We start from the raw sequence: 23,518 nt of genomic DNA, 5'->3' as shown, positions 1-23,518 counted from the left end.
GGGGGATTGACGCCCCTATTGGTCTATGCCATTTTCATCGACCAACGAGAGGTCACCTGTCCAGTGACTCAACTGGTCAGGTTCCTTGGCGTCTTCCTTCCCGAGGTGAACTGTGAAGCTCCGCATGCTTGCAGGCCTGTCCGCACTGGTGATCGCCTCAGGCGTCAGCGCCTGCGGCGACGGCTCCGGATCGTCCGGTGACTCCGCCGACGGCGCCACGACGATCGATGTCTGGCTCATGCGCGACAGCGTCTCGGCGCAGTTCCAAAAGGAGTTCGTCGCGGGCTTCGAGGCCGCCCACCCGGACATCGACGTGAAGGTCCAGATCCAGGAGTGGGACGGCATCGGAGAGAAGGTCACGGCCGCCCTCGCCAGCAACGACGCCCCGGACGTCATCGAGACGGGCAACACCCAGGTCGCCCGGTACGCACAGAGCGGCGGCCTGCTCGACCTCAGCGACAGGACCGACGAACTCGGCGGCGACGACTGGCTCAAGGGCCTGGCCGAGCCCGGAGCGTTCGAGGGCAAGCAGTACGGCATCCCGTACTACGCCGCCAACCGCGTCGTGATCTACCGCACCGATCTGTTCGAGAAGGCCGGCGTCGATGCCGCCTCGATCAAGACCCGCGACCAGTGGATCGCCGCGACCGAGAAGCTCGACACCGGTGGCACACAGGGCATCTACCTGCCGGGCCAGATGTGGTACGCCCTGGCCGGGTTCATCTGGGACGAGGGCGGCGACCTCGCCACTCGGTCCGGCGAAACCTGGAAGGGCGCGCTGGACAGCCCGCAGGCGCTGCGCGGCATGGACTTCTACAAGAAGCTCCAGGCCCTCGGCAAAGGCCCCAAGGACTCCGACGAGGCGGAGCCCCCACAGGCCGAGGTCATGGCCAAGGGGCAGGTGGCCCAGATCATCTCCACTCCCGGCGGAGCCAACGTGGTCACGGAGAACAACCCCGACCTCGAGGGCAAGCTCGGCTTCTTCCCCATCCCGGGCAAGACCGCCGAACGCCCCGGCTCGGTGTTCATCGGCGGCTCCGACCTCGTCATCCCGGCGGCCTCGGGCAAGCAGGACGCCGCCTTCACCTTCATCGAGGAACTCACCGGTGACGCCTGGCAGCGCAAGCTCGCCACCGCCATGAGCTATGTGCCGAACAAGACGACCCTGGCCGACGCGGTCGCCTCCGACCCCGGCGCCTCGGCCATGGCAGCGGGCGCCGCCGTCGGCAGGGCGACACCCAACACCCCCGGCTGGGCGGCCGTCGAAGCGAAGAACCCCATCAAGGACTACATGACCGCGGTCCTCACCGGCGCCGACGCACCGACGGAGGCGGCACGGGCCTCCGCATCGATCACCGCCGCCATGAACGACTCCTGATCCGCGACCGGCCGGCACACCACGCCACCTGGCGCGGCGCCGGCCGCCCACCCCGGTGAGACGACACCCGAGGAGACGACACCCAAGGAGACGCCACCGTGTCGGTCATCCGCGAGTCCAGTGCGCCACCCGCCCGGCCGCGCCCGCCTTCGCGGCCCTCCGCGAAGCCGAAGCGCGGCAGCGCACGACGGCCCGGCCACGCAGGCATATGGCCCTACCTGCTGGCCGCCCCCACGATCCTGGGCATGCTGTACCTCCTGCTGTACCCCCTGACCCGCGCCGTGCTGATATCCCTCCAGGACTTCCAGCTGCGTCAACTCATCCGGGGCGACGCCGAGTTCGTGGGACTGCGCAACTACGAGACGCTGTTGACGGACGAGCGCTTCTGGCAGGTCGTACGCCGCACCTTCGCCTTCATGGCCGTGAACGTCGTCCTGATCATGCTGCTCGCCACCCTGGTCGCGCTGCTCATCGAGCGGCTGGGCCGCCTGTGGCGAACGGCCGTGCTCAGCGCACTCGTACTGGCCTGGGCGATGCCCGTCATCGCCGCCACCACCGTCTTCCAGTGGCTGTTCCACTCCGAGTTCGGCATCGTCAACTGGACTCTCCGGCAACTCGGCTTCGCCTCGTTCGACCGCTACCCCTGGTTCGCCCACGGCCCGGCCGCCTTCACCATCCTCGTCCTGCTGATCGTCTGGCAGTCGGTGCCGTTCGCCGCCATCACCCTCTACTCGGCCCTGACCACCGTGCCCGCGGAACTGTACGAGTCGGCCCGCCTCGACGGCGCCTCGGCCGGCCGCGTCTTCCGCGCCATCACTCTGCCCATGATCCGGCCGATCTTCATGCTGGTCCTCTCCCTGGAGGTCATCTGGACCTTCAAGGCGTTCGTGCAGATCTGGGTGATGACCAACGGCGGACCAGGAGACGCCACCACCATCCTGCCCGTCTACGCCGTCCAGACCGCCCTGTCGAGCCAGCGCTACGACCTCGGTTCCGCGGCATCGATGGTCACCGTCCTGCTGATGGCCGGCGTGCTCGTCCTCTCCTTCCGCCAGATTCTCCGCCAGGAGGGCGAAGCCCTGTGAGCCCGCGAAACCCCGCGAACCTGCGAAGCCCCATGGGCCTCAGGAGGAGGGCGCGCCCCCTTCCCCGCCGGCGCGTCCTCCTGAACTCGGCCGCCGGTCTGACGATCGCCGTCTGCCTCTTCCCCGTCCACTGGATGATCACCACCGCGTTCAAACCCCACCGGGACATCCAGTCCGACACCCCTCGACTCCTGCCCCACACCTGGACACTGGAGCACTTCCGCACCGCGGTCGACGCGGACGGATTCGCCCTGTTCTGGCGCAACAGCATCCTCGTGACCGTGAGCGCCGTCCTGCTCGCCCTGGTCGTCGCGCTCGGTGCGTCGTTCGCCGTGGCCCGCATGCGCTGGCGCGGCCGACGGCAGTTCATGCTGCTGGTGTTCATCGCCCAGATGGCACCGTGGGAAGCGCTGATCATCCCCGTGTACATCATCTCCCGGGACACCGGCATGCTCGACCGCCTGCCCACCCTGACCCTCGTGTACTTCATGATGACGCTGCCGTTCACCATCGTGGTGCTGCGCGGATTCATCGCCGCCATCCCACCCGAGCTGGAGGAGGCGGCACAGGTCGACGGCTGCACGCGCCGGCACGCCTTCCGCCACATCACCTTCCCGCTCCTCGCCCCCGGCCTGATGGCCACCTCCCTGTTCGGCTACATCACCGCCTGGAACGAGTTCGCCTACGCCAACTTGCTGATCATCAAGCAGCAGGACAGCCGCACCCTGCCGGTCTGGCTGTCGTCGTTCCAGAACGTCTTCGGCACGGACTGGGGCGCCACCATGGCGGCCTCCACCCTCTTCGCGCTCCCCGCCCTCGCCGTCTTCCTCCTCCTCCAACGCCATGTGACCTCCGGCTTCGCCGCCGGTGCCGTCAAGGGCTGAGCCTTCCGCGCCCTCACTCAGACGCGACCTTCCGGAGACTGCCGTGCCCTCGTCCCTGCCGCGGACCTCGCTCATCCCCCGCCCCACCAAGGCCCGCATCACATCCGGCCACTTCACCTTCGACGCCGACACCCGCCTGCGTATCACCGACGGCGCCGAACCCGCCGCCGACCTCCTGCGCACCCTCCTCGCACCCGCCACCGGACTGCCGCTCACCCCCGCAGCCGACGCTCCCGTCGTCCTCGCCCTCGACACCGCCCTGACGGGACTCGGCAACGAGGGGTACGGGCTGACGATCGGACCGCACTCCCTGCTCCTGCGCGCCCGGGACGTCACCGGACTCCTGCGGGGCGTGCAGACCATCCGCCAACTGCTGCCCGCGGAAGCCCTGGCGGCCTCACCCCAGCCGGGCGTGCGCTGGACCGTGCCGTGCGCCGACATCACCGACATCCCCCGACTGCCCTGGCGCGGGGCCATGCTCGACGTGGCCCGCCACTTCCAGCCCCTGTCCTACCTGCTGCGCCACGTCGACCTGCTCGCCCTGCACAAGATCAACGTTTTTCACCTGCACCTGACCGACGACCAGGGCTGGCGGATGCCCGTCTCGGCCTACCCCAAGCTCACCGAGATCGGAGGCCACCGCCGCCAGTCCATGATCGGACCGGACGGCGACCGCTACGACGGCACACCGCACAGCGGCGCCTACACACGGGCGGAGCTCGCCCGTCTCGTCGACCACGCGGAGGCGCGCGGCATCTCGGTGATGCCCGAGATCGAGATGCCCGGCCATGTCCGGGCCGCACTGGCCGCCTACCCGCACCTCGGCAACCAGCCGGAGCGAACCCTGGACGTCTGGACCAGGTGGGGGGTGTGCGACACCACCTTCGGGGTGCACGAGGAGGTCTTCGACTTCTGCCGGACCGTGCTGGAAGAGGTCATGGACGTCTTCCCCTCGCCCTACCTCCACATCGGCGGCGACGAGTGCCCCACCACCGAATGGGAACAGAGCCCGGCGGCCAGAACCCGAGCCCGGACGGCGGGGCTGAGGAACCCCGCAGCCCTGCACGGATGGTTCCTCGACCGCATCGGCACCTTCCTGACCCGGCAAGGACGGCGCCCGGTCGGCTGGGCGGAGACCGGCACCGAACTGCCCGACGGATTCACCGTGATGGCCTGGCGCGACCCCGCACACGCCCTGAACGCGGCCCGACGCGGCCACGACGTGATCAACTCCTACTACCGCGCCACCTACCTCGACTACCCCCAGAGCGCCGACCCCGACGAGCCGCCCGGGCAACCGGGCGGCGTCGTAGGACTGCGGGACGTCCACGGCCACGACCCCTTACCCGAGACAGCGCCCCCTCGGACGGCCGCCCATGTCCTCGGCACCCAAGCCCACCTGTGGACCGAGTACGCCGCGACACCCGCCCGCATCGAGTACCTGACCTACCCCCGCCTGTGCGCCCTGGCCGACGGTGGCTGGAGCGGCCCCAGCACCTGGACCGACTTCAGCTCCCGCATGGAGGGGCACACCGCACGCCTCGACGTTCTGAAGGTCAACCGCCACCCCTGAACCGCACCACAGCACGGCACAGCCCTGCCTGCCCGGCCTGGCCCGGAGCAGCAGGACGGCCCGATCCCCTCCGGAAGGAACCCGCATGCAACGGCCCACCGCTCCGCACGGATGGCGCATCGCCGCGGCCGCCGCCGTGGCCATGGCCACCGGAACCACCGGCCTCGCCGCCCTGACCGGCACCGCCAGCGCCGCCGGCGAAGCCGTCACCGTCCAATACCGCACCAGCGCCGGCTCCGCCACGGCGGACCAGTCCGAACCCTGGCTCAAGGTCAAGAACACCGGCACCGCCCCCGTCCAGCTCTCCGGCGTGAAGGTGCGCTACTACTTCAAGGCCGACTCGGCCGGCGCCTCCTACCGCTTCGCCTGCTCCTGGGCGGTCAAGGGCTGCGCCAACATCACCGGCACCTTCGGCACCCTCGCCCGTCCCACCGCCACCGCCGACCGCTACCTCGACATCGGCTTCACCGCCGGAGCCGGCAGCCTCGCCCCCGGCTCCGACACCGGGGACATGCAACTGCGCTTCCACCGCACGGACTGGCAGCCGCTCAACCAGAGCGACGACTACTCCTTCAGCCCCTCCCGCACCACGTACGCCGACTGGCCGAAGGTCACCGCCCAGGTCTCCGGCAGCACGGTGTGGGGCACCGCCCCCGAGGGCAACGACCCGACCGATCCCCCCACCGACCCGCCCACGGACCCCCCGGCCGGTGGACAGAGCCTCTTCGACGACTTCGACTACACCAGTTCCAGCGACCCGAGGATCTCCGCGAACGGCTGGAGCGTCCGGTCCAACTCCGGTGGCCCCGGGGTGCCCGGCGCCACCTGGGCCCCAGAGAACGTGACCTTCGCCGGCTCCGGCGCCGGCGCCGTGATGAACCTGCGGACCTCGACCGCGGGAACGGCCGCGAGCACCAAGCACACCGAAGTCCTCACCAAGGCCACGAAGTTCAAGAACGGCACGTACGCCGCCCGCGTGAAGTTCTCCGACGCACCCGTCTCAGGCCCCGACGGCGACCGCCTCGTCCAGACGTTCTTCACCATCAACGACCTCAAGGCGCCCATGGCCGACGACTACGCGGAGTACGACTTCGAGTACCTGCCCAACGGCGGCTGGGGAGAGCCCTCCCACATCCTGTACACGACGTCCTGGGAGACGTACAACCCCGATCCGTGGCAGGCCGTCAACCAGCACACCGAGTCCCGGCAGAGCCACGCCGGCTGGCACGACCTGGTGCTCACCATCGACAACAGCAGCATCAAGTACTACGTCGACGGACAGCTCTTCGGCACCCACGACGCCGCCTACCTGCCCGAGCGTCCCATGTCGATCAACTTCAACCAGTGGCTGATCGACCTCGCGGGCCAGACCAGCACCACCCCGCGCGCCTACGACGAGCAGATCGACTACGTCCTGCACGTCAAGGACCAGGTCCTGACCCCGGCCCAGGTCACCGCGAAGATCAACGGGTACCGCACCGCCGGCACCACCTTCGAGGACACGGTCCCCAACAGTTAGCCCGTCCCGCCGGACACCTCGCGCGACCATGGCTGCCCGCCCCACCGGCGGGCAGCGCTCCACACCGGAGAGGATCCCCTGAAGCGCACAGTGGGCTGGGGTTCGCGGCCGCGGTCGACGCGATCGGCCTGTTGATGAGGATCACCGTGGCACACGCCGTCGTGACCGGCGGGGAAGGGGAGGGTGCGCGGGGTCGGCCATGGTCACCAGGAACGACGGAGACGAACAGAGCGGCCGCCACTCTGCGGGCCGCCTACGCGGCACCACTGGCGAGCCCGATCCTGCGCCGGGCATCCCGGCAGGAGGCGGGTGGCCGCCGTGCGGAGAGCGCGCCCTGTCCGGATCCCTCGCCTCCGCCCGCGCAACTTCGGCCAGGATCGCACTGTTTGAGCCAACGAAAGATCAATAACCTGTTGCCCGCAACGACCTGTCCGACCTGAGGAGTTCCATGTCCACCGCCCAGCAGGTGCCCGACATTCTCTCGCCCGAGTTCGCCGCGGATCCCTATCCCGCCTACGCGGTGATGCGGGAAAAGGAACCCCTGATCTGGCACGAGGCCACCCAGAGCTACATCATCTCCCGCTACGAAGACGTCGAACGCGTCTTCAAGGACAAGAAGTCGCAGTTCACGACCGAGAACTACGACTGGCAGCTGGAGCCGGTCCACGGCAAGACGATCCTCCAGCTCAGCGGGCGCGAGCACGCGGTGCGGCGTGCCCTGGTGGCGCCCGCCTTCCGGGGCAGGGATCTGCAGGAGCGCTTCTTGCCGGTCATCGAGCGCAACTCACGCGAACTGATAGACGCCTTCCGGCACTCCGGCTCCGCCGATATCGTCAGCGACTACGCGACCCGCTTCCCGGTGAACGTCATCGCGGACATGCTGGGCCTGGACAAGGCCGACCACGCCCGCTTTCACGGCTGGTACACGGCCGTCATCGCCTTCCTCGGCAACCTCTCGGGCGATCCCGAGGTGGCCGCGGCGGGCGAGCGCACTCGGGTGGAGTTCGCCGAGTACATGATCCCGATCATCCGCGAGCGCCGCGACAACCCGGGCGACGACCTGCTGTCGACGCTCTGCGCCGCCGAGGTCGACGGTGTGCGGATGAGCGACGAGGACATCAAGGCGTTCTGCAGCCTGCTGCTCGCCGCCGGTGGGGAGACCACCGACAAGGCGATAGCGAGCATCCTGGCCAACCTGCTGCTGCACCCGGACCAACTGGCGGCGGTCCGGGCGGACCGGAGCCTGATTCCCGCCGCGTTCGCCGAGACGCTGCGCTACACCCCTCCGGTCCACATGATCATGCGGCAGTCGGCCACCGACGTGGAGGTCACCGGCGGCACCATCCCGGCGGGGGCCACGGTGACCTGCCTCATCGGCGCCGCCAACCGGGACGAGCGCCGATTCCGCGACCCCGACAGGTTCGACATCTTCCGACACGACCTGAGCACGACGTCGGCGTTCTCGGCCGCAGCCGACCACCTCGCCTTCGCCCTCGGCCGGCACTTCTGCGTCGGCGCGCTGCTGGCCAAGGCGGAGGTCGAGATCGGGATGAACCAACTGCTCGACGCCATGCCCGACCTGCGTCTGGCCGACGGCTTCGATCCGGCCGAGCAGGGCGTGTTCACCCGCGGTCCGCAGTCGTTGCCGGTCCGCTTCACCCCGGTCACCGGCTGAGCACGCTCCCGTCGCCGCCCGCGGGTCCTTCGCCCCCGCGCCCCCGGGGGAAGCACACCCCCCGCCGCGCCCACGCAGGACACGGCGGGGAAGCGTCGTCGGATCCGGAAGCCCGGGTGAGCCGGACGACGCCCCTGGCAGTGCTCCGTTACGGCGGGTGATCTCGCCTGGCGGTGGGTGTCTTGCCGGCTTCAGGTTCTGGGCCCGTCGGAACCAGAACCTGAGGAAGCACTCCTAGTGCACCGAGGGGGTGAACCGCACCGGCAGGGAGGTCAGACCGCGCATCCAGATGGACGGACGCCAGGTCAGCTCCTCCGTCTCCACGCCCAGCACGAGGTCGGGCAGGTGCTCCACGAGCGTCTCCACGGCCGTACGCGCCATGACGTCTGCCAGGAGCGGTGCCGGGTAGGGACAGCGGTGCTCGCCGTTGCTGAAGGACAGGTGCGCGGAGTTCTCGGCGCCGACATGCGACTCGGGCCAGATCTGCGGGTCGGTGTTGGCCGCGGCCAGGCCCAGGATCAGGCAGTCGCCCTCCCGGATGAGCCGCCCGCCGAGCTGCGTGTCACGCACCGCCCAGCGGCCGATGAAGTTCTGGGTCGGCGTGTCCAGCCACAGCACTTCGTTCAGCGCGTCCCCGACACTGACCCGGCCGCCGGAGACGTTGACCGCGAAGCGCTCGTCCGTCAGCAGCAACCGCAGGGTGTTGCAGATCCAGTTGGCGGTCGGCTGCTGCGCCGCCGCGATCACCGAGATCAGGTCCTGCACGAGCTCCTCGTCGCTGAGGCCGGCCGGATCGAGCAGCATGCGCGAGGTGACGTCGGGACCGGGACGCTCCCGCTTCTCCTTCACCAGCCGCGCGATGCGCTCCCCGACCCGCATGTACGCCGCCACCGGGTCGTCGCCCTCGCCGGCGTCCAGGGAGATGCGCAGGTCGTCGACGAGCTGCTCGGTGTCCGCGCTGCCCTGCGGCATGCCGCACATCCACAGCACGGCACGGGCCGGCAGCGCGTGCGCGTACATACTCATGAGTTCCGCCTGGCCACTGCCGGAGAACGAGGCGATCAGCTGTTCGGCGATGAGCTGGCACTCACGGGCCAGCTCGAACTGGTCGACGCCTTCCAGCGCCTGCGTGATCACACCGGCCCGGCGCTGGTGCTCCTGCCCCTCCGTGAAGAGCACCGACGGCTGATAACCGACGAACGGCAGCAGCGGCCAGTCCGGCGGGATGTTCGGCCACTGGTTCCAACGCCGGGAGTCCCGCGCGAACAGCTCGTCGTGGCTGGTGACGTAGCAGACCTCGGGATAGCCGAGCACGAGCCAGGCCGGGATGTCGCCGTCGAGCAGCACCGGTGCGACGGAACCTTGTTCCCGGCGCATCGTCCGGTACAGCTGCGAGGGTGTCCGCTGGTACTCCAGTCCGCTCAGACGTACGGCACCGGGGTGCGCGGGGCAGCCGGACGGGGGCATACCGGCGGACGGGGAGCCGGTGGTGTCGCTCACGGTGTCCTCTCCTGGATCAGTGCCAACGCGTGCAGGTGTTCCACGAGAGCGATGAGGACCTCCTTGCCGGAGGACCTGAGCCGCGCGTCGCAGTCGATCATGGGTATGTGTTCACCGAGGGCCAGGGCCTGGCGGATCTCCTCCAGGGAGAACCGGTTGTCGTCGTCGTCGAACCGGTTGACGGCCACCAGGAACGGCGTGCCGTGGTGTTCGAGCCGGTCGATCGCGTACCAGGAGTCCTCCATGCGACGGGTGTCGACGAGGACGACCGCGCCCAGCGTGCCGGAGAACAACCGGTCCCACAGGAACCAGAAGCGTTCCTGGCCCGGAGCGCCGAACAGGTACAGCACCATGTGCTGGTTGAGGCTGATACGCCCGAAGTCGAACGCGACGGTGGTGGTGGTTTTGCGTTCCACGCCCGCCGTCTCGTCGACGCCCTGCCCGGCCTGCGTCATCACCTCTTCGGTGTTCAGGGGCCGGATCTCGCTCACCGAGCGCACCAGGGTGGTCTTGCCGACCCCGAACCCGCCCACCACGACGATCTTCAGGCCGGTCTCGGCGGCATCGGCCAGCGGCGTGCGCTGGAAAGGCAGCTCAGAGGTTGCGGAGCCCATGGAGCACCTCCTGGAGCAGGGCGGTTTCGGGGAGGTCCGCGACGGACGCGGCCGCGCGGGGATGACGAGCGCTCACCTTGCCCATGGCATGGAGGTCGCCGAGGAGGATCCGGACGACGGTGATGGGCAGCTTCAGCTCGGCGGCTATCTCGACCAGCGCCGTCGGGTGCCGGCACATCTCGAGGATCCGGACGTGCTCCGACTGCATCCCGGCGGCGGGCTCGCACTCGCTGACGATCAGCGTTACGAGATCGAACGTGTCGTCCGCTTCGCTGCGCCCGCCCGTGACGGTGTAGAGCCGGTCGGGATCACCGATGTCCACGGGTTTGTGGATCACGCGGTGGCACCTCGGGTGGCGGGAGTGCGCGGCTCGGCCCGCAGGTGCTCGCCGATCTGCTCGACCATCTCGGTCATCTGGTGGCCCACGACGCCCGGGTCGGCACTCTCCTCGGCGACGACCGCGAGGTGGGCGCCCTGGCCGGCCTCCACGATGAACAGCAGGCCGCCGTGGAACTCGGTCATGGAGTGCCGGACACCGCCCGACCCGTCTCCGAACTCCACGGACGCGCCCTGCGCGAGCGCCTGGATGCCGGAGCAGATCGCGGCCAGCTGGTCGGCCTGGTCGAGCGTCATGTGCTCGGTCCAGCACAGTTTCAGGCCGTCCCGGGACAGGACGAGGGCGTGCCGCGTTCCGGGCGTGCGCTCCAAAAGGTTCGTCAAAAGCCAGGTGAGGCTGTTGTCAGTGGTCTCCATGGTGGGTGGGCCGGGCTGTGACCGCGGAAGGTCACCCGGTCCGTTCCTCCAATCCAACGAGGTGCGGCGAATCGGTGCGGGGGTGGGGCGGCCAGTGCCGCCGTGATCGGTGAGGAGTGTGGGAGACCTAGCTGTCGGTCTCGGTCTCGGTCTCGGTCTCGGCGCCGGTGGCGCCACCGGCCTGCCGGCCGCGGTGGAAGGCGCCGAACCGGCTTCCGGCGTCACGGGGCGGGCCAGGCTCGTCACGGCCCGCTCGAGGCGGCTCGGCCGCGTGCTTCGGCCGGCTCCGTTCCGCCTCGGCCATGGTGCGGCCGGGGGCGCGGACGGGCAGTCCGTTGGGCGTGGCCTGGCTGCGCCGGCGAGGCATCCCGGCAGGGGGCGCCACGTCCTCGGACGGAGCTGCCTGGGGGCGCACGGGAAGGGGGTACTCCTCGGCCGCCGGGGTGTGCGTGGCCGGGACCTCCGCGGTACGGCGGGGCTTCTCGACGGTCATCGGATCGCGCTGCTGGGCGACGAGCTCGGGAGGCAGGAGCACGACGACGCCGGTGCCGCCCCGGGAGGAGGGCCGGTAGTTGACGCTGATGCCGTACTTGGCGGCGAGCCGCCCCACCACGCCCAGACCGAGCCGGGTGCCCTGCAACGAGGCGAGGTCGGTGACCTTGCCCGACACGGCCTCCTTCGCCCGGCGCATGGCCGCGTCGGACATCTTCAGGCCACTGTCCTCGATGGTGACGACAAGACCGGCGCTGCCCTCCTCCACGTACACGTGGACCTCGTCGATCGGCGGGGAGAAGTTGGCCGCGTTGTCCATGAGTTCGGCCAGCAGGTGCATCACGCCCTCGGCCGCGAAACCCGCGATGGCGGCCCTGCTGGAGTTGTGCAGCCGCACCCGGCGGTAGGCGGCGATCCGGCCTACGGCGCCGCGCAGGATGCTCTCCATCACGATCGGCTTGTTCCAGACGCGGCTGGAACGGCCGCCCATCAGCAACGCCAGCCGGTCGGTCATCAGACCCAGCTGGGAGGTGCTGTGGTCCAGGCGCAGCAGGTCGCCGAAGACGTCCTGGCCGTGCCGTTCCTGCATCTCCCGCAGCTCGGCGAGCATGCTGACGGTCTTGGCCTGGACCCGGCTGAGCGCCTTCGCGGAGGCGGCCTGGGCCGCTGCGGAGCGGCGTTCGCTGTAGGCGAGTTCGCGGATGAACGACTCGGCCGGGGCGCGCAGCAGCGGGTTGCCCGGCCAGTCGAACGCGGCGAGGACGGTGTCGGCGGAGCTGCCCTCCCGCAGCATGGCCACCGCCGCGGGCAGCGTGTCGTTGGTCAGCCGTTCCAGTTCCTCGGTCCCCTCGGCCAGTTCGCTCCGCAGCGCGTCGAGTTCGCGCTGCGCCCCGGCGGCCCGCCGCAGCGTCTCGCTCAGCTCGGTGGCGAAGACGTGCAGCAGCTGACGCAGATACGGGTCAGAGGGGGAGGGAACACCGGACAGGGCCTCGTCGGCGCCGGCGCCGTTCTTCAACTGCCGCACCACCGCGGGAAGTACCGTGTTGACCATCTGAGCCGCCTGGACGCCCTGCTGCGCCCAGTTGTTCTTGGCCATCTGCAGCTCGTCGCCGCGTGCCGCCGCCTGCTGACGCGCACGGCGCAGCAGGATCGAGGCGCCCACGGCGACGGCGGTGAGGCAGAGCCAGGCGACGAGCGCCGTGCCCAGAACCCACGAGCGGGCACTCGCGGGAGCGAGGACGGTTGCCGCCCCGGCGCCGAGGGTCGTCATGACCAGGACAACGGGAAGCAGAGGAGAGGAGCGTGCCCCGTTGGCGGATCGGCGCTGGCGGGGTCGGGCAGGCACTGGCATTCCGCGGTCCCTCGGTCCGTGAGAGCAGGAGGTGCGTCGACGACTGAAGCATCGCCAAGAATCCGGAAGATGGATGACCGTCTTCCAGATCGAACACGTGGCTCATGCTAGCCATCGCGCCGACCTGGAAGATCCCCGCTGAGCCGGAGCGGGCAGGGAAGCTCCACTTCGTCGAGAAATGACCATGGCGACAACGCCTGTGTGGTAATCACATAAATCTCGGTCGACGGCTCCAGGCGTGTGCCGCACGGCAGTTCTCGGCGCTCCGTACCCGACGTGGCTCCGCTTGAGACGTGTCGACGGCCGAGATGCGAGGCGTACTTTCGGCCAACTGTGAGGCTGTCACGGCACTTCCGAATGCGCCGCACCTCCTTGCGCGAGACGGACGGCCGGTCGCCGTACGGAGGCGACCCCCGGTGGCGCTTCGGCGCACGGTGGTCGACGCTCGGGGGAGGCTGGTCGTGTGCTGGTGAGGCGCGAGCTGTGGGGTTGTTGGGTGGCCGAGAGGAATCCTGGTGACGTGGGGTGGGTTCGAGCTGGGGTTGTGTGGGTTCTGTCGGGAGCGGCAGGCCCGTCGTGTGTGGCTTCTGTGTCTGACGATCGGGTGTGTGTTTCCGCAGCGCAGGTGTCTTGTGCCTGGTCAGGGAAGTGTTTGGTGGGGTGTTTGCGGTCTGGGGCTGGTCGGTGGCTGTGGGGTGTGGAGGGCGCTCGTCCGGGGGTGTGGACGGACTGTGCCGGAGTGGTGGAGAAGTAGGGCTCGTGGTCGATCTGCCCTCCTCTGCCGGTGCCGGCTCTGCTCCTGCTTCAGGAGTCGGTTCTCGCGCCGGAGGGAGGCGGTCACCAGGGCAAGCGCGTCGAGCTTGCCCTGGAGCCCGTTGGCCCGCTCGGAAACCGCGATCGCCGGCCGGTAGGGGGCTGGGCTGGCCCTCCAGTGAGTACGAGAGCCGACGCGAGCCCTGCCGGGGCCGCGACCGGGTCCGACGCCGGCCCGACCCGCTCCGGTCGCTGACCCGGGGTGCCGACGGCTGACCGCGCAGGCCACCACGGACGCAGCGGGCCGTCGTGAAGCTGAGGGCCCCTCGCCTGCGCTCCCCGCCTCCGCGCGTCACGGACATGTGAAGATTTCACCCTCTTCGTGTGTGAATGCCAACAAAACAGACACTCGGGACAGGACGGACTAGCAAGCGCAGGGCCGTCTGCCAAGGAGGAGTGGCTGATGAGTGAGGCAGCACAGGGCAACACGACGAGGTTGCAGCAGGCCGGCGATACGGCCAGGACGGAGGCGTCGGCCACGGCCGACCAGGCCAGGCAGGCCGCCGGCCAGGTCGCGGGTACCGCGGCCGATCAGGCGAAGGCCGTGGCGGGGGAGGTACGGCAGCAGGCCGGCGCGGTCGCCCACGACCTGCGCGGCCGCGCGAAGACCGAGGTCGAGGAGCAGACCAAACGGGCGGCCGGGACACTGCACCAGTGGGCGGACGACCTGGCCGGACTGGCGGAGAACGCCCAGGGCGACTCCCCTGCCCGCAGCCTCGCGGGACAGGCGGCGAGCCGCGGACACCGCGCGGCCGACTACCTGGAGCAGCACGGGGTCGGGGGCGTCCTCACCGACGTCCAGGACTTCGCCCGCCGTCGCCCCGGTGCCTTCCTGGGCGGCGCGCTGCTGGCAGGCCTGGCCGTCGGGCGCCTGGCGAAGGTGGCGGCCAAGGCCGACGGATCGTCCGACGGCCGACAGCAGCAGATGCAGGCCACCACCGGGCCGACGGCGGTGGACGAGCAGGAGACCACGCCGCTCCCGTCCGGTCCTCCACCGGACGTCATGCGGGAGCCGCCGCCGACGATGCCGCCGCCCGCCCCGCCGCAGGTCCCGCCGACCGTCGGCACGCCCCCGGGCGGCGCGCCGGGCCGGCCCTTCCCGGAGGTGTGAGAGATGACCTTCGTCCCGTCGCACCCGACGACCTCGCGCGGTGGGGACAGGTCGGTGGGCGAACTGCTCTCCGCCGTGACCTCGGACATCCAGACCCTGTTCCGGCAGGAGGTCGAACTGGCCAAGACAGAGGTCAGGCAGGAGGCGACCAAGGCGGGCAAGGCCGCCGGCATGTACGGCGGTGCCGGGTTCGCCGGCTACATGGTGCTCCTGTTCCTGTCACTGGCCGCCGTGCTGGGCCTGGCCAACGTCATGGACGGGGGCTGGGCCGCCCTGATCGTCACCGCCGTGTGGGCCGTGGTCGCGGCCGTGCTGTACCAGCGGGCCCGCACGCGGATGCGCACCGTGGCACCGAAGCCGGAGCAGACCGTCGAAACCATGAAGGAGAATGCGCAATGGGCACGTCACCCGACCAGATGAGGGCGGAGATCGGCGCCACCCGCAGCCGGCTGTCCGCGGACGTGGACCGGCTCGTGGACCGGACCAGCCCCAAGCGTGTGGCCCGTCGCCGCACCCGGAAGATGCGCGGAGCCGTCTCGGGCATGCGCGAGCGGGTCATGGGGACCGCCTCGCAGACCGCCCACGGGGTCAGGAGCGGCGCCCAGTCGGCGGCCGGCTCACTGCAGGAGGGCACCCAGCAGGCGGCCGAGACCGCGCGTGAGGCGGCCGGCCAGGCCGGGGAAGCGGTGCGGCAGGCGCCCGACCAGGCGATGCGTCGCACCGAGGGCAATCCGCTGGCCGCCGGTCTGATCGCCTTCGGTTTCGGCATGCTGGTGTCCTCGATGCTGCCCGCGTCCCAGATGGAGCAGGAGAAGGCCGCCGACCTGATGCAGCGCGGCGGCGAGGCGCTGGAGCCGGTGAAGCAGGCCGCCCTCGACTCCGCGCAGAACCTGAAGGAAGGCGCCAAGGAGGCCACGCAGAGCGCCGCGCAGGAGGTGAAGGCCACCGCGGGGGAAGCCGCCCGCACCACTCAGGACGAGGCCCGCGACCAGACCACCCGGGTGACCGAACAGGCACGCGATGCGGGCAGGCAGGTCGCCGACGAGACCCGGCAGCAGCCCGGCCCCGCCTGAGTTCCACGAAATTCCGGCCGGGCGGCGCGCGCCGGCCTCCCGGCCGTCGTCCGAGCCCGTGGCCGGACGAGTTCCCGGGGCGAGGACCGACGTCTTCGCCCCGGCGCGTGCGGTTGGGGTTGATTTCTTGTGACGTGGTGAGAAGTGAGAAGCGGGCTTGACCGTTTCGGCCGGTGAGGGGTGAGGAGCAGGCCTGACCGTTTCGGCCGGTGAAGTGGGAGGAGCAGGATGACCGCTTCGGCGACGCCGCGCGGCGAGTCCGGTCCGGGTCCGGAGTCCAGGAGGACCCTGGTCGTCTGCGCGGTGATCGGCATGGCCGTCATGGCAGCGATCGATGAGATCGTCTTCCACCAACTGCTGGGCTGGCACCACTTCTACGACCGTTCCACCACTGCCGTGGGCCTGTTCTCCGACGGTCTCCTGCACACCGCCGAGCTGCTGGCCCTGGTCGCCGGATTCTTTCTCTACGCCGACCTGCGCCGCCGCCACGTCCTGGCCGCCGCCCACGCCCGGGCCGGGTTCTTCCTGGGCCTGGGCCTCTTCCAGCTCCTGGACGGGATCGTGGACCACAAGCTGCTGCGACTGCACCAGATCCGGTACGGCGTCGACGTCACCCCCTACGACTGGGCGTGGAACCTGGCCGGCCTGACACTGCTGCTCGTCGGCTGCGTTCTGGCCGTCCGCGCGGCCCGCCGCTCCCGGCCCGAGCCGCCGACGTGACGCAGGTCCACGTCCATCCCGCACCCACCGGGCCGGACTGGGCCGGCCCGGCCGCGGCGTGCGCCGCGGCGGCCGCGCTGTCGGCGGCCGCCGCGTACCTGTGGGCCGCCCACCGTCTGCGCCGCCGGGGGGACGCGTGGCCGTGGCCCAGGGACGTGACGTTCACGGCCGGCGGCGTCATGGTGGCGTGGGCGGTGCTGGGCACAGCGCCCGGTGGGCCGTTCACCGCGCACATGGCGCGGCACCTGATCCTCGGTATGGCCGCCCCGCTGCTCCTCGTCCTGGCCCGCCCCCTCACCCTGGCCCTGCGGAGTCTGCCTCCCGGCCGTATCCGCCGGGGCACCCTCGCGCTCGCGCACGCCCGCCCCGTCCGCCTGCTGCTCTTCCCTCCGCTGGCGGCGATGCTCGACGTCGGCGGACTGTGGCTGCTGTACCGCACGGGGCTCTTCGCCGCAACACAGCACCACCCCCTGGCGCACGTCCTGACGCACCTCCACGTGGCCGCCGCCGGCCTGTTGTTCACCTTCACGGTCTGCCAACTGGACCCGGTGCGCCGTCGCCCGGGTCTCGCCGTGCGCGGTGCCGCCGTGCTGGCCGTCGGCGCCGCCCACGCGGTCCTCGCCAAGAGCCTGTACGCCGCGCCGCCGCCCGGTACCGCCTTCACCCCCGGTGATCTGCACACCGGGGCCCAGTTGATGTACTACGGCGGCGACCTGGTCGAGATCGCCCTCGCCGTCACGCTGGCCGCCCCGTGGTACAGGGCCACCGGCCGTGCCCGCGCCCGCCGCGCGGCCCCGACGTCGACCGCGCCGACGGCCCGGTGACCGCAGCGGGGAGGGCGGCCCCGGGCCGGACGGCCTGCGCCGGCGGTCTCCGGTGAGCAGGGACAGCATGGAGAGGACCGTGCGGCCGGCCGGCGCGGTCGCCGCCGGAACCTTTGGGAGGACCGCATGACCGACGCCGTGCCGCGCGCCGACGAGGCCGGTGAGACCGAGGACGCGATGGGCGCTGCTGATGCTGCAGCACCGCCACATCCGTGACCTCTTCGCCGAGGCCGAGAACGCCTCTGCCGGTGAGCGAGCGGAGGCCTTCCGCCGACCGGTCCGGCTCCTCGGCCGTCCATGAGACGGCCGAGGAGGAGGTGGCCCACCCCTCGGCCCGCCGCGCCTTCGAGGGAGGGGAGCAGGTGGTCGACGACCGGCTGGCGGAGGAACGGGCGGCCAAGGAGAAGCTGAGTCGTCTCGACGACATGAACCCCGGCGCCCCCGCGTTCCTGCCCGCCTTCCGCACTTGCGGGCGGAGGTGCTGCGGCACGCGGCCGCCGAGGAGCAGTACGAGCATCCCCGGTTGCGTGAGAACACCCGCGCGCAGCGGCTCGCCGTGATGGCCAAGACCGTCCGGGCCGCCGAGGCCATGGCGCCGACCCGCCCGCGTCCGGGTGTGGCGACCGCGGCCCAGAACCTCGCCGTCGGCCCCATGGGGGCCGTGGTCGACCGCGTGCGTGACGCGGTCCGCGAGGTCATGGGCGGCAGCGAGATCTGATCGGCGCCGGTGACTGCCCGGACCGGCCACCAGGCGGTGGCCGGTCCGGCGTTCGGTGGTGGGCCCGATGCGTGACGACGGCCACCGGCCCACCACCGTGATCGGCGCCGTGTGCCGGGCGCAGCGGTTCGGACCGTTGCCTGTGGCTGACCGGCCGGGTCCCGTAGCGGAACTTTTGTGTTTCGTCAGCGGCTCGACATCCCCGGCACGGTCCTCGTCACCGCCGGCCTCTTCTCCGTCGTCCACGGCTTCTCCAGCGCCGAGTCGCACGACTGGAGCTCGCCGCGGTCCTGGGGCCTCCTCACCGCCGGCGCCGTACTGCTGACGGCCTTCACCTGGTGGCAGACCAGGACCGCGCACCCGCCGCTGCCGCTGCGCGTGCTGCTGGAGCGCAACCGCGGCGCGTCCTTCGCGGTCGTGCTGATCTCCAGCGCGGGCATGTTCGGCGTGTTCCTGTTCCTCACCTACTACCTGCAGCTCATCCTCGGCTTCTCCGCCGTCGAGAGCGGCCTGGCCTTCCTCCCGATGGTCGGCGCCCTGATGCTGGCCGCCACCCTGTCCACCAGCCTGCTGCTGCCGCGCGTCGGTCCGAAGACCGTCGTCCCGCTCGGCATGGCTCTCGGAGCCGTCGGCATGGCATGGCTGACCGGCCTCGGCCCGGACAGCACGTACACCGCCGACGTCCTGCCCGCCATGCTCATCACCGGCCTCGGTCTCGGCCTGGTCATGGCCCCGGCCATGAGCCTCGCCACCAGCGGCGGCCCCCGGCGTTCCTCGACGACACGGCCCGCGCGGAGCCGGGGCAGGTGTGCTTCCCGCCCCGGCTCCGCGTTCCCCCGTCCCCCGTGGCGGTGCCGCGTCCCCCGGCGCGGCACCCGGGGCGGACGGCGACGCGCACCGGGTGCCCGATACGTCGTACCGCGCTCGGCCGCCCCCGCGGGTGGCCGTGGGTGCGCGGCGAGGCCGCACGCGCTGGGTCCGGCGCTGCCGACGTCTCCCCGGCTCCACTGTGCGCGGGTGGCCGGGGACGAACCTTGGGTAGACCTTGAATCGCCTGGTGGTCGCGGTTGTCGGGTGACTAACGTGGCCGGGGAGGAGGGGACGCAATGGCGGTGGAGTTCGGTCTGCTCGGCACGATCGAGGCGCGGTGGGAGGGCGGCGCGGCGGACCTGGGGCACATGCGGCAGAGGTGCGTGCTGGCCGCGCTGCTCGTGGACGTCAACCGGGCGGTCCCGGTGGACGCGCTCATCGACCGGGTGTGGTCAGACCGGGCGCCCCAGCGGGTCAGGGGAACGCTGTACGGATACCTGTCCCGGCTGCGCCAGGCCCTGGCGGCGGCCGAGGCGGTGGCCATCGCACGGCGCCCCGGGGGGTACGTGCTGGAGGCGGAGCCGCTGTCCGTGGACCTCCACCTGTTCCGCGACCTGGTCGCGCGGGCCCGCACGGCCGACGACACACAGGCGGCGCACCTGATGCGACAGGCTCTCGGACTGTGGCGGGGCGAACCGTTCACCGCCGTGGACGTCCCGTGGTTCAGCGATCTGCGCCAGGCTCTGGAGCGCGAGAGGTTCTCGGCCGAACTGGACTACGTCGACGTCCGATTACGCACCGGGCGGCACGGTGAGCTGCTCCCCGAACTCACCGTGCGCGCCCAGGAGCACCCGCTGGACGAACGACTGGCCGGTCAGCTCATGCTCGCCCTGTACCGCACCGGGCGCGCCGCCGACGCCCTCGCCCACTACCAGGACATCCGCCGGCGGCTGGCGCAGGAACTGGGGGCCGATCCGGGACCACGACTGCGCGGCCTTCACCAGCGGATCCTGTCCAACGACCCGGCGCTCTCCCTTCCCGAGGCGACCGCGCAGAGCCGTCCCGCGGGCCGTCCGGCGGGCGCGACGACGTCACCGGTGCCCCGCCAACTGCCCGCTCCGCCGGCGCACTTCGTCGGACGCGACGCGGAACTCGCCGTCCTGGACAAGACGCTCGCGTCCCGGGCGGAGCCCCGCACCACCATGCCGCTGTCGGTGGTCTGCGGTACCGGCGGGGTCGGCAAGACCTGGCTCGCGCTGCGCTGGGCCCACGGCCGGCAGCAGCACTTCCCCGACGGGCAGCTCTTCGCGGACCTCCGTGGGTTCACGCCCTCGGGAGAACCGGCGGACCCCTTCATGGTGATCCGCGGATTTCTCGACACCCTCGGCGTGGACCCCGGACGGATACCGGCCGCCCCCGACGCCCAGGCAGCCCTGTACCGCAGTCTCCTGGCGGACCGGCACATGCTCGTCGTCCTGGACAACACCCGTGACACCGAGCAGATCCTGCCCCTGCTGCCGGGATCGCCCACCTGCACCGTCGTGATCACCAGCCGCGACCAGCTCACCGGTCTGACCGCCTCGCACCAGGTCACCCACCTGACGGTCGACGGATTCGACCCCACCACGGCACGCGAACTGCTGGCCGGCCGGCTGGGCGCCGAACGAGTCGCCGCGGAACCCGACGCCGCGACCGCTCTGGTGGACCGGTGCGCCGGGCTGCCCCTCGCCCTGAGCGTGCTGGCCGCGCGCATCACCACCAACCCGGTGTGCACCCTGACCGCCCTGACCGAGGAACTGCGCGAGACCAGCACCCGGCTCGACGCCCTGGGCACCGGGGAGAGCGCCACCGACGTACGCACCGTCCTGGCCTCCTCGTACCGCGCCCTCGATCCGGACACCGCCCGGGTGTTCCGCCAGCTCGTGCAGGCCCCCGGCCCCGACATCACCCGTCCCGCCGCCGCCAGCCTCACGGGCCTCACACCGGCGCGGACACGCACGGCGCTGCACCTGCTCCGGACCGCCCACCTCCTCCAGGAGCACGTGCACGGCAGGTTCGGATGCCACGACCTGCTGCGCACGTACGCCCTCGAAGTCGCCGACTCCGTGGACCGCGCGGAGGGGCGGGCGGCCCGCGTCCGGATCCTCGACCACTATCTGCACACCGCCTGGTCGGCCGACCGGCTGCTGCACCCGCACCGCGATCCCGTCCGCCTGTCACCGGCCGTCGACGGCGTGCGCCCGGAGGAGCTCACCACCCACGAGCAGGCGATGGAGTGGTTCACCCGCGAGCACCCGGCACTCGTCGCCGCCGTGCACCAGGCCGCGCGTCACGGCCACGACACCCACGCCTGGCAACTGGCCTGGGCCCTCACGACCTTCCTGACCCGGCGCGGGATGTGGAGCGACGTCGCGGCCGTCCACGCCACGGCGCTGGCGGCGGCGGCCCGGCTCGGTGACGCGGCCGCCCAGGCCGAGTCCCTCCGCGCGCTGGCCTGGGAGCGAACCGAGGCGGGCGACCACGACACGGCGCGCCGTCGGCTGACCCAGGCCCTTGCCCTGGCCCAGGACAGCGATCAGGCCCTGTCCGAGGCCCACACCCACCTGGCCCTCGGTTGGCTGCACGAACACACCGGCGACCGGCCGGCGGCCCTGCACCATGACCAGCAGGCGGTCCGCCTGTTCACCCGGCTGGGTCACCGGGCGGGAATGGCACGCGCCCTCAACGCCGTGGCGTGGGACCACGTGCAGCAGGGCGAACACCGGGAGGCCGTGGCCCACTGCGAACAGGCCATGGCCGTCCAGAGCGAACTCGGCGACCTGCGCGGGCAGTCCGACACCCTCGACACCCTGGGTTACGCCTACCAGCAGCTCGGGGAGCACTCCCAGGCCCTCGCGTGCCACCGGCGGGGCCTGGAACTCCACCGTGCCCTGGGCCACCGCTTCAACGAGGCGGAGGCCCTGGTGCACCTGGGCGAGGTTCATCGGGCCATGGGCGACCACGACGCCGCGAGACGGGCCCTGGAACAGGCCCTGGAGGTCTACCGGGACATCGAGGTCCACCCGTCGCGGGTGGAGCAGACCCGCGCGCTGCTCGACGCCCTCGGCACGCAAGGCGGCGGCGCCGCGTCGTGACACGCGGCGCCGCGTCGACACGCGCTCCGTCTCTCTGTTCGTCGGCTTGAACGGGCCGTCGCGCGTCGGTCCGCTCAGTCCCGCTGGTCGGTCCCGGTCCCGGTCCCGGTCCCGCCCGCCGTCCCGCGTCGGGCCGGCTCCACCGCGAGGGCCGGGTCCGCCGGATGGGGGAGCGACGAGCCGGACGCCATGGTCCGCGGCCGGCCGGAGCCGTTCATGCCGGCGGGGGCGCCCGGTATACGGAGCAGGAGGAGCGCCGCGTCGTCGTGCAGCCGGCCGCCGACGTGCGCCAGCAGTTCGTCGTGGAGCGCGGTCACGGTGCTCCCCGGCTCGTCGCAGGTGTGCCGCGTCAGCCCCTCGGCGAGCGGGTAGAACTCACGCTCGCCGTTGCGCGCCTCGGTGACCCCGTCGGTGTAGAGCAGCAGCTGGTCCCCGTCCCCGAAGGGCAGCACCTGGAGGCTGGGGGTCTCACCGGTGAGGGCGCGCAGTCCGAGGGGCGGGGCCGGCCGGGTGGGCTCGACCGCCGTGACGACGGAGTCGCGGACCAGCAGCGGAGGCGCGTGGCCGCAGTTGACCACCTCCAGCTGCCCGGTCCGGGGGTATCCGGCGACCACGGCGGTGACGAAGTCGTCGCTGCGCAGGTTGCGCGCCAGGCTCCGCTCGATCCGGCTGACGACGGCGAGGAGGTCGGGCTCGTCGTAGGCGGCCTCGCGGAAGACACCGAGCACCAGAGCGGCGGTGCCCACGGCCGGCAGGCCCTTGCCGCGCACGTCGCCGACGATCATCCGGACGCCGTGCGGCGTGGGAACGAGCGCGTAGAGATCACCGCCGATCCGGGCCTCCGCCGCGGCGGCGCTGTAGCGGACGGCCACCTGGAACGGGCCGACCGTCGCCGGTGGGGGCTGGAGCAGCGCGTGCTGGGCGGTCTCGGCGACGGAGCGGACGGCCGCGAGGACCCGCTCGCGTCGTCCGCGCGACGCGCTGGCCAGGACGCTCGCCAGGGTGACGGCCATCAGGGCCGCCACGACGACCATGACTTCGCGGACCGGAGCGCCGCCGCGGACGTCGACCGTCGCGCCCAGCGCGGCGGCGAGCAGGCCCACGCAGAGGACTCCGCGCGGCCCGTTGGTGGTGGCGGCGAGCGCGGGGCCCACGGCGAGCAGGGGCACCCAGGTCATCCCCGCTCCGCCGAGGAGGTCGACGAGGACGATGGCGGCCACGATCAGCGCGGGCAGTACGGGCGGACCGGCGGCCAGCTGGGGGACGGTGCGCTTCGGCCGGGCCGGCGCCGCCGGCCCGTCTGCTCGTCGCCCGAACGGCCCCCTGGGCCAGTGGTCGCCACGGTGGTCTCGCGCCTGGCTCATGTCTGGTCTGCTGTCCTCACCTGTGTGCACGCGTGCGATGCGGATATGTCCGGTTTCATCCAGGAAATAGGCTCGGCCCGGACAGTTCAAGGAGAGGATTTTCAGATAGTGAGCGGACGGCCCCCGG

Annotated in this window: 19 protein-coding genes and 1 pseudogene; 14 read left to right on the top strand and 6 right to left on the bottom strand. The window is 71.5% G+C overall.

What is annotated here, in order from left to right; genetic code table 11:
- The first annotated feature begins 124 nt into the window (after positions 1–124).
- From ACIBBD_RS03615 to ACIBBD_RS03590, 6 genes are all read left to right on the top strand, one after another.
- Positions 125–1,378: an extracellular solute-binding protein gene (locus ACIBBD_RS03615; protein WP_399417630.1), complete on the top strand. Its 1,254-nt coding sequence runs from the start codon at positions 125–127 to the stop codon at positions 1,376–1,378.
- A gap of 98 nt (positions 1,379–1,476) precedes the next feature.
- Entirely contained in the window at positions 1,477–2,463 is a 987-nt protein-coding gene (locus ACIBBD_RS03610) for a carbohydrate ABC transporter permease (protein WP_399417628.1), read from the top strand.
- Between the two features lie 32 nt (positions 2,464–2,495).
- Complete coding sequence (locus tag ACIBBD_RS03605) at positions 2,496–3,347, top strand: carbohydrate ABC transporter permease (protein ID WP_399417627.1); 852 nt, start codon at positions 2,496–2,498, stop codon at positions 3,345–3,347.
- 43 nt (positions 3,348–3,390) lie between these two features.
- A complete protein-coding gene (locus tag ACIBBD_RS03600) occupies positions 3,391–4,920 on the top strand; it encodes a beta-N-acetylhexosaminidase (protein WP_399417626.1) in 1,530 nt (509 codons plus the stop codon).
- 85 nt (positions 4,921–5,005) lie between these two features.
- A complete protein-coding gene (locus ACIBBD_RS03595) occupies positions 5,006–6,439 on the top strand; it encodes a cellulose binding domain-containing protein (protein ID WP_399417625.1) in 1,434 nt (477 codons plus the stop codon).
- 448 nt (positions 6,440–6,887) lie between these two features.
- Positions 6,888–8,114 carry a cytochrome P450 gene (locus ACIBBD_RS03590; protein ID WP_399417624.1) on the top strand — a complete coding sequence of 409 codons (1,227 nt, stop codon included), beginning with the start codon at positions 6,888–6,890 and terminating at the stop codon, positions 8,112–8,114.
- A 234-nt stretch (positions 8,115–8,348) separates the two neighbouring features.
- Here the strand turns inward: ACIBBD_RS03590 and ACIBBD_RS03585 are convergent, their stop codons facing one another.
- The 5 genes from ACIBBD_RS03585 to ACIBBD_RS03565 all read right to left on the bottom strand — a co-directional run bounded on the left by ACIBBD_RS03585 (position 8,349) and on the right by ACIBBD_RS03565 (position 12,824).
- The gene (locus ACIBBD_RS03585; protein ID WP_399418121.1) at positions 8,349–9,581 is read right to left on the bottom strand and encodes a cytochrome P450; all 1,233 of its coding nucleotides are present in this window, start codon (positions 9,579–9,581) and stop codon (positions 8,349–8,351) included.
- Between the two features lie 29 nt (positions 9,582–9,610).
- A complete protein-coding gene (locus ACIBBD_RS03580) occupies positions 9,611–10,228 on the bottom strand; it encodes a GTP-binding protein (RefSeq protein WP_399417623.1) in 618 nt (205 codons plus the stop codon).
- Positions 10,209–10,565, bottom strand: coding sequence for a DUF742 domain-containing protein (locus tag ACIBBD_RS03575; RefSeq protein WP_384647458.1), 357 nt, complete (start codon positions 10,563–10,565; stop codon positions 10,209–10,211). Before ACIBBD_RS03575 ends, ACIBBD_RS03580 begins: the two co-directional genes overlap by 20 nt.
- Complete coding sequence (locus ACIBBD_RS03570; protein WP_388749985.1) at positions 10,562–10,981, bottom strand: roadblock/LC7 domain-containing protein; 420 nt, start codon at positions 10,979–10,981, stop codon at positions 10,562–10,564. Before ACIBBD_RS03570 ends, ACIBBD_RS03575 begins: the two co-directional genes overlap by 4 nt.
- A 127-nt stretch (positions 10,982–11,108) precedes the next feature.
- On the bottom strand, positions 11,109–12,824 hold the full coding sequence (locus ACIBBD_RS03565) for an ATP-binding protein (protein WP_399417622.1): 1,716 nt from the start codon (positions 12,822–12,824) through the stop codon (positions 11,109–11,111).
- Positions 12,825–14,040: 1,216 nt separating this feature from the next.
- Here ACIBBD_RS03565 and ACIBBD_RS03560 point away from each other — a divergent pair.
- The 8 genes and pseudogenes from ACIBBD_RS03560 (at position 14,041) to ACIBBD_RS03525 (ending at position 22,027) form a co-directional block, all read left to right on the top strand.
- A complete protein-coding gene (locus tag ACIBBD_RS03560) occupies positions 14,041–14,748 on the top strand; it encodes a hypothetical protein (RefSeq protein ID WP_399417621.1) in 708 nt (235 codons plus the stop codon).
- A 3-nt stretch (positions 14,749–14,751) separates the two neighbouring features.
- Positions 14,752–15,168: a phage holin family protein gene (locus tag ACIBBD_RS03555; protein ID WP_399417620.1), complete on the top strand. Its 417-nt coding sequence runs from the start codon at positions 14,752–14,754 to the stop codon at positions 15,166–15,168.
- Positions 15,144–15,821 carry a DUF3618 domain-containing protein gene (locus tag ACIBBD_RS03550; RefSeq protein ID WP_399417619.1) on the top strand — a complete coding sequence of 226 codons (678 nt, stop codon included), beginning with the start codon at positions 15,144–15,146 and terminating at the stop codon, positions 15,819–15,821. Before ACIBBD_RS03555 ends, ACIBBD_RS03550 begins: the two co-directional genes overlap by 25 nt.
- A 228-nt stretch (positions 15,822–16,049) precedes the next feature.
- Positions 16,050–16,541, top strand: a complete 492-nt coding sequence (locus ACIBBD_RS03545; protein WP_399417618.1) for a DUF2243 domain-containing protein — start codon at positions 16,050–16,052, stop codon at positions 16,539–16,541.
- Positions 16,538–17,365: a cytochrome c oxidase assembly protein gene (locus ACIBBD_RS03540; protein ID WP_399417617.1), complete on the top strand. Its 828-nt coding sequence runs from the start codon at positions 16,538–16,540 to the stop codon at positions 17,363–17,365. The genes ACIBBD_RS03545 and ACIBBD_RS03540 overlap by 4 nt, the downstream gene beginning before the upstream one ends.
- A 466-nt stretch (positions 17,366–17,831) precedes the next feature.
- Complete coding sequence (locus ACIBBD_RS03535; RefSeq protein WP_399417616.1) at positions 17,832–18,083, top strand: hypothetical protein; 252 nt, start codon at positions 17,832–17,834, stop codon at positions 18,081–18,083.
- A 189-nt stretch (positions 18,084–18,272) separates the two neighbouring features.
- Positions 18,273–18,842, top strand: a pseudogene (locus ACIBBD_RS03530) (MFS transporter); the annotation flags it as partial.
- Positions 18,843–19,189: 347 nt separating this feature from the next.
- A complete protein-coding gene (locus tag ACIBBD_RS03525; protein WP_399417615.1) occupies positions 19,190–22,027 on the top strand; it encodes an AfsR/SARP family transcriptional regulator in 2,838 nt (945 codons plus the stop codon).
- A gap of 74 nt (positions 22,028–22,101) precedes the next feature.
- Here the strand turns inward: ACIBBD_RS03525 and ACIBBD_RS03520 are convergent, their stop codons facing one another.
- Complete coding sequence (locus ACIBBD_RS03520) at positions 22,102–23,391, bottom strand: PP2C family protein-serine/threonine phosphatase (protein WP_399417614.1); 1,290 nt, start codon at positions 23,389–23,391, stop codon at positions 22,102–22,104.
- Between the last annotated feature and the right edge of the window lie 127 nt (positions 23,392–23,518).

Source organism: Streptomyces sp. NPDC051315 (assembly GCF_044455165.1).
Lineage (GTDB): Bacteria > Actinomycetota > Actinomycetes > Streptomycetales > Streptomycetaceae > Streptomyces.
Note: the sequence above shows the minus strand (reverse complement) of the source record. Positions and strands in the feature narration are given on the sequence as shown.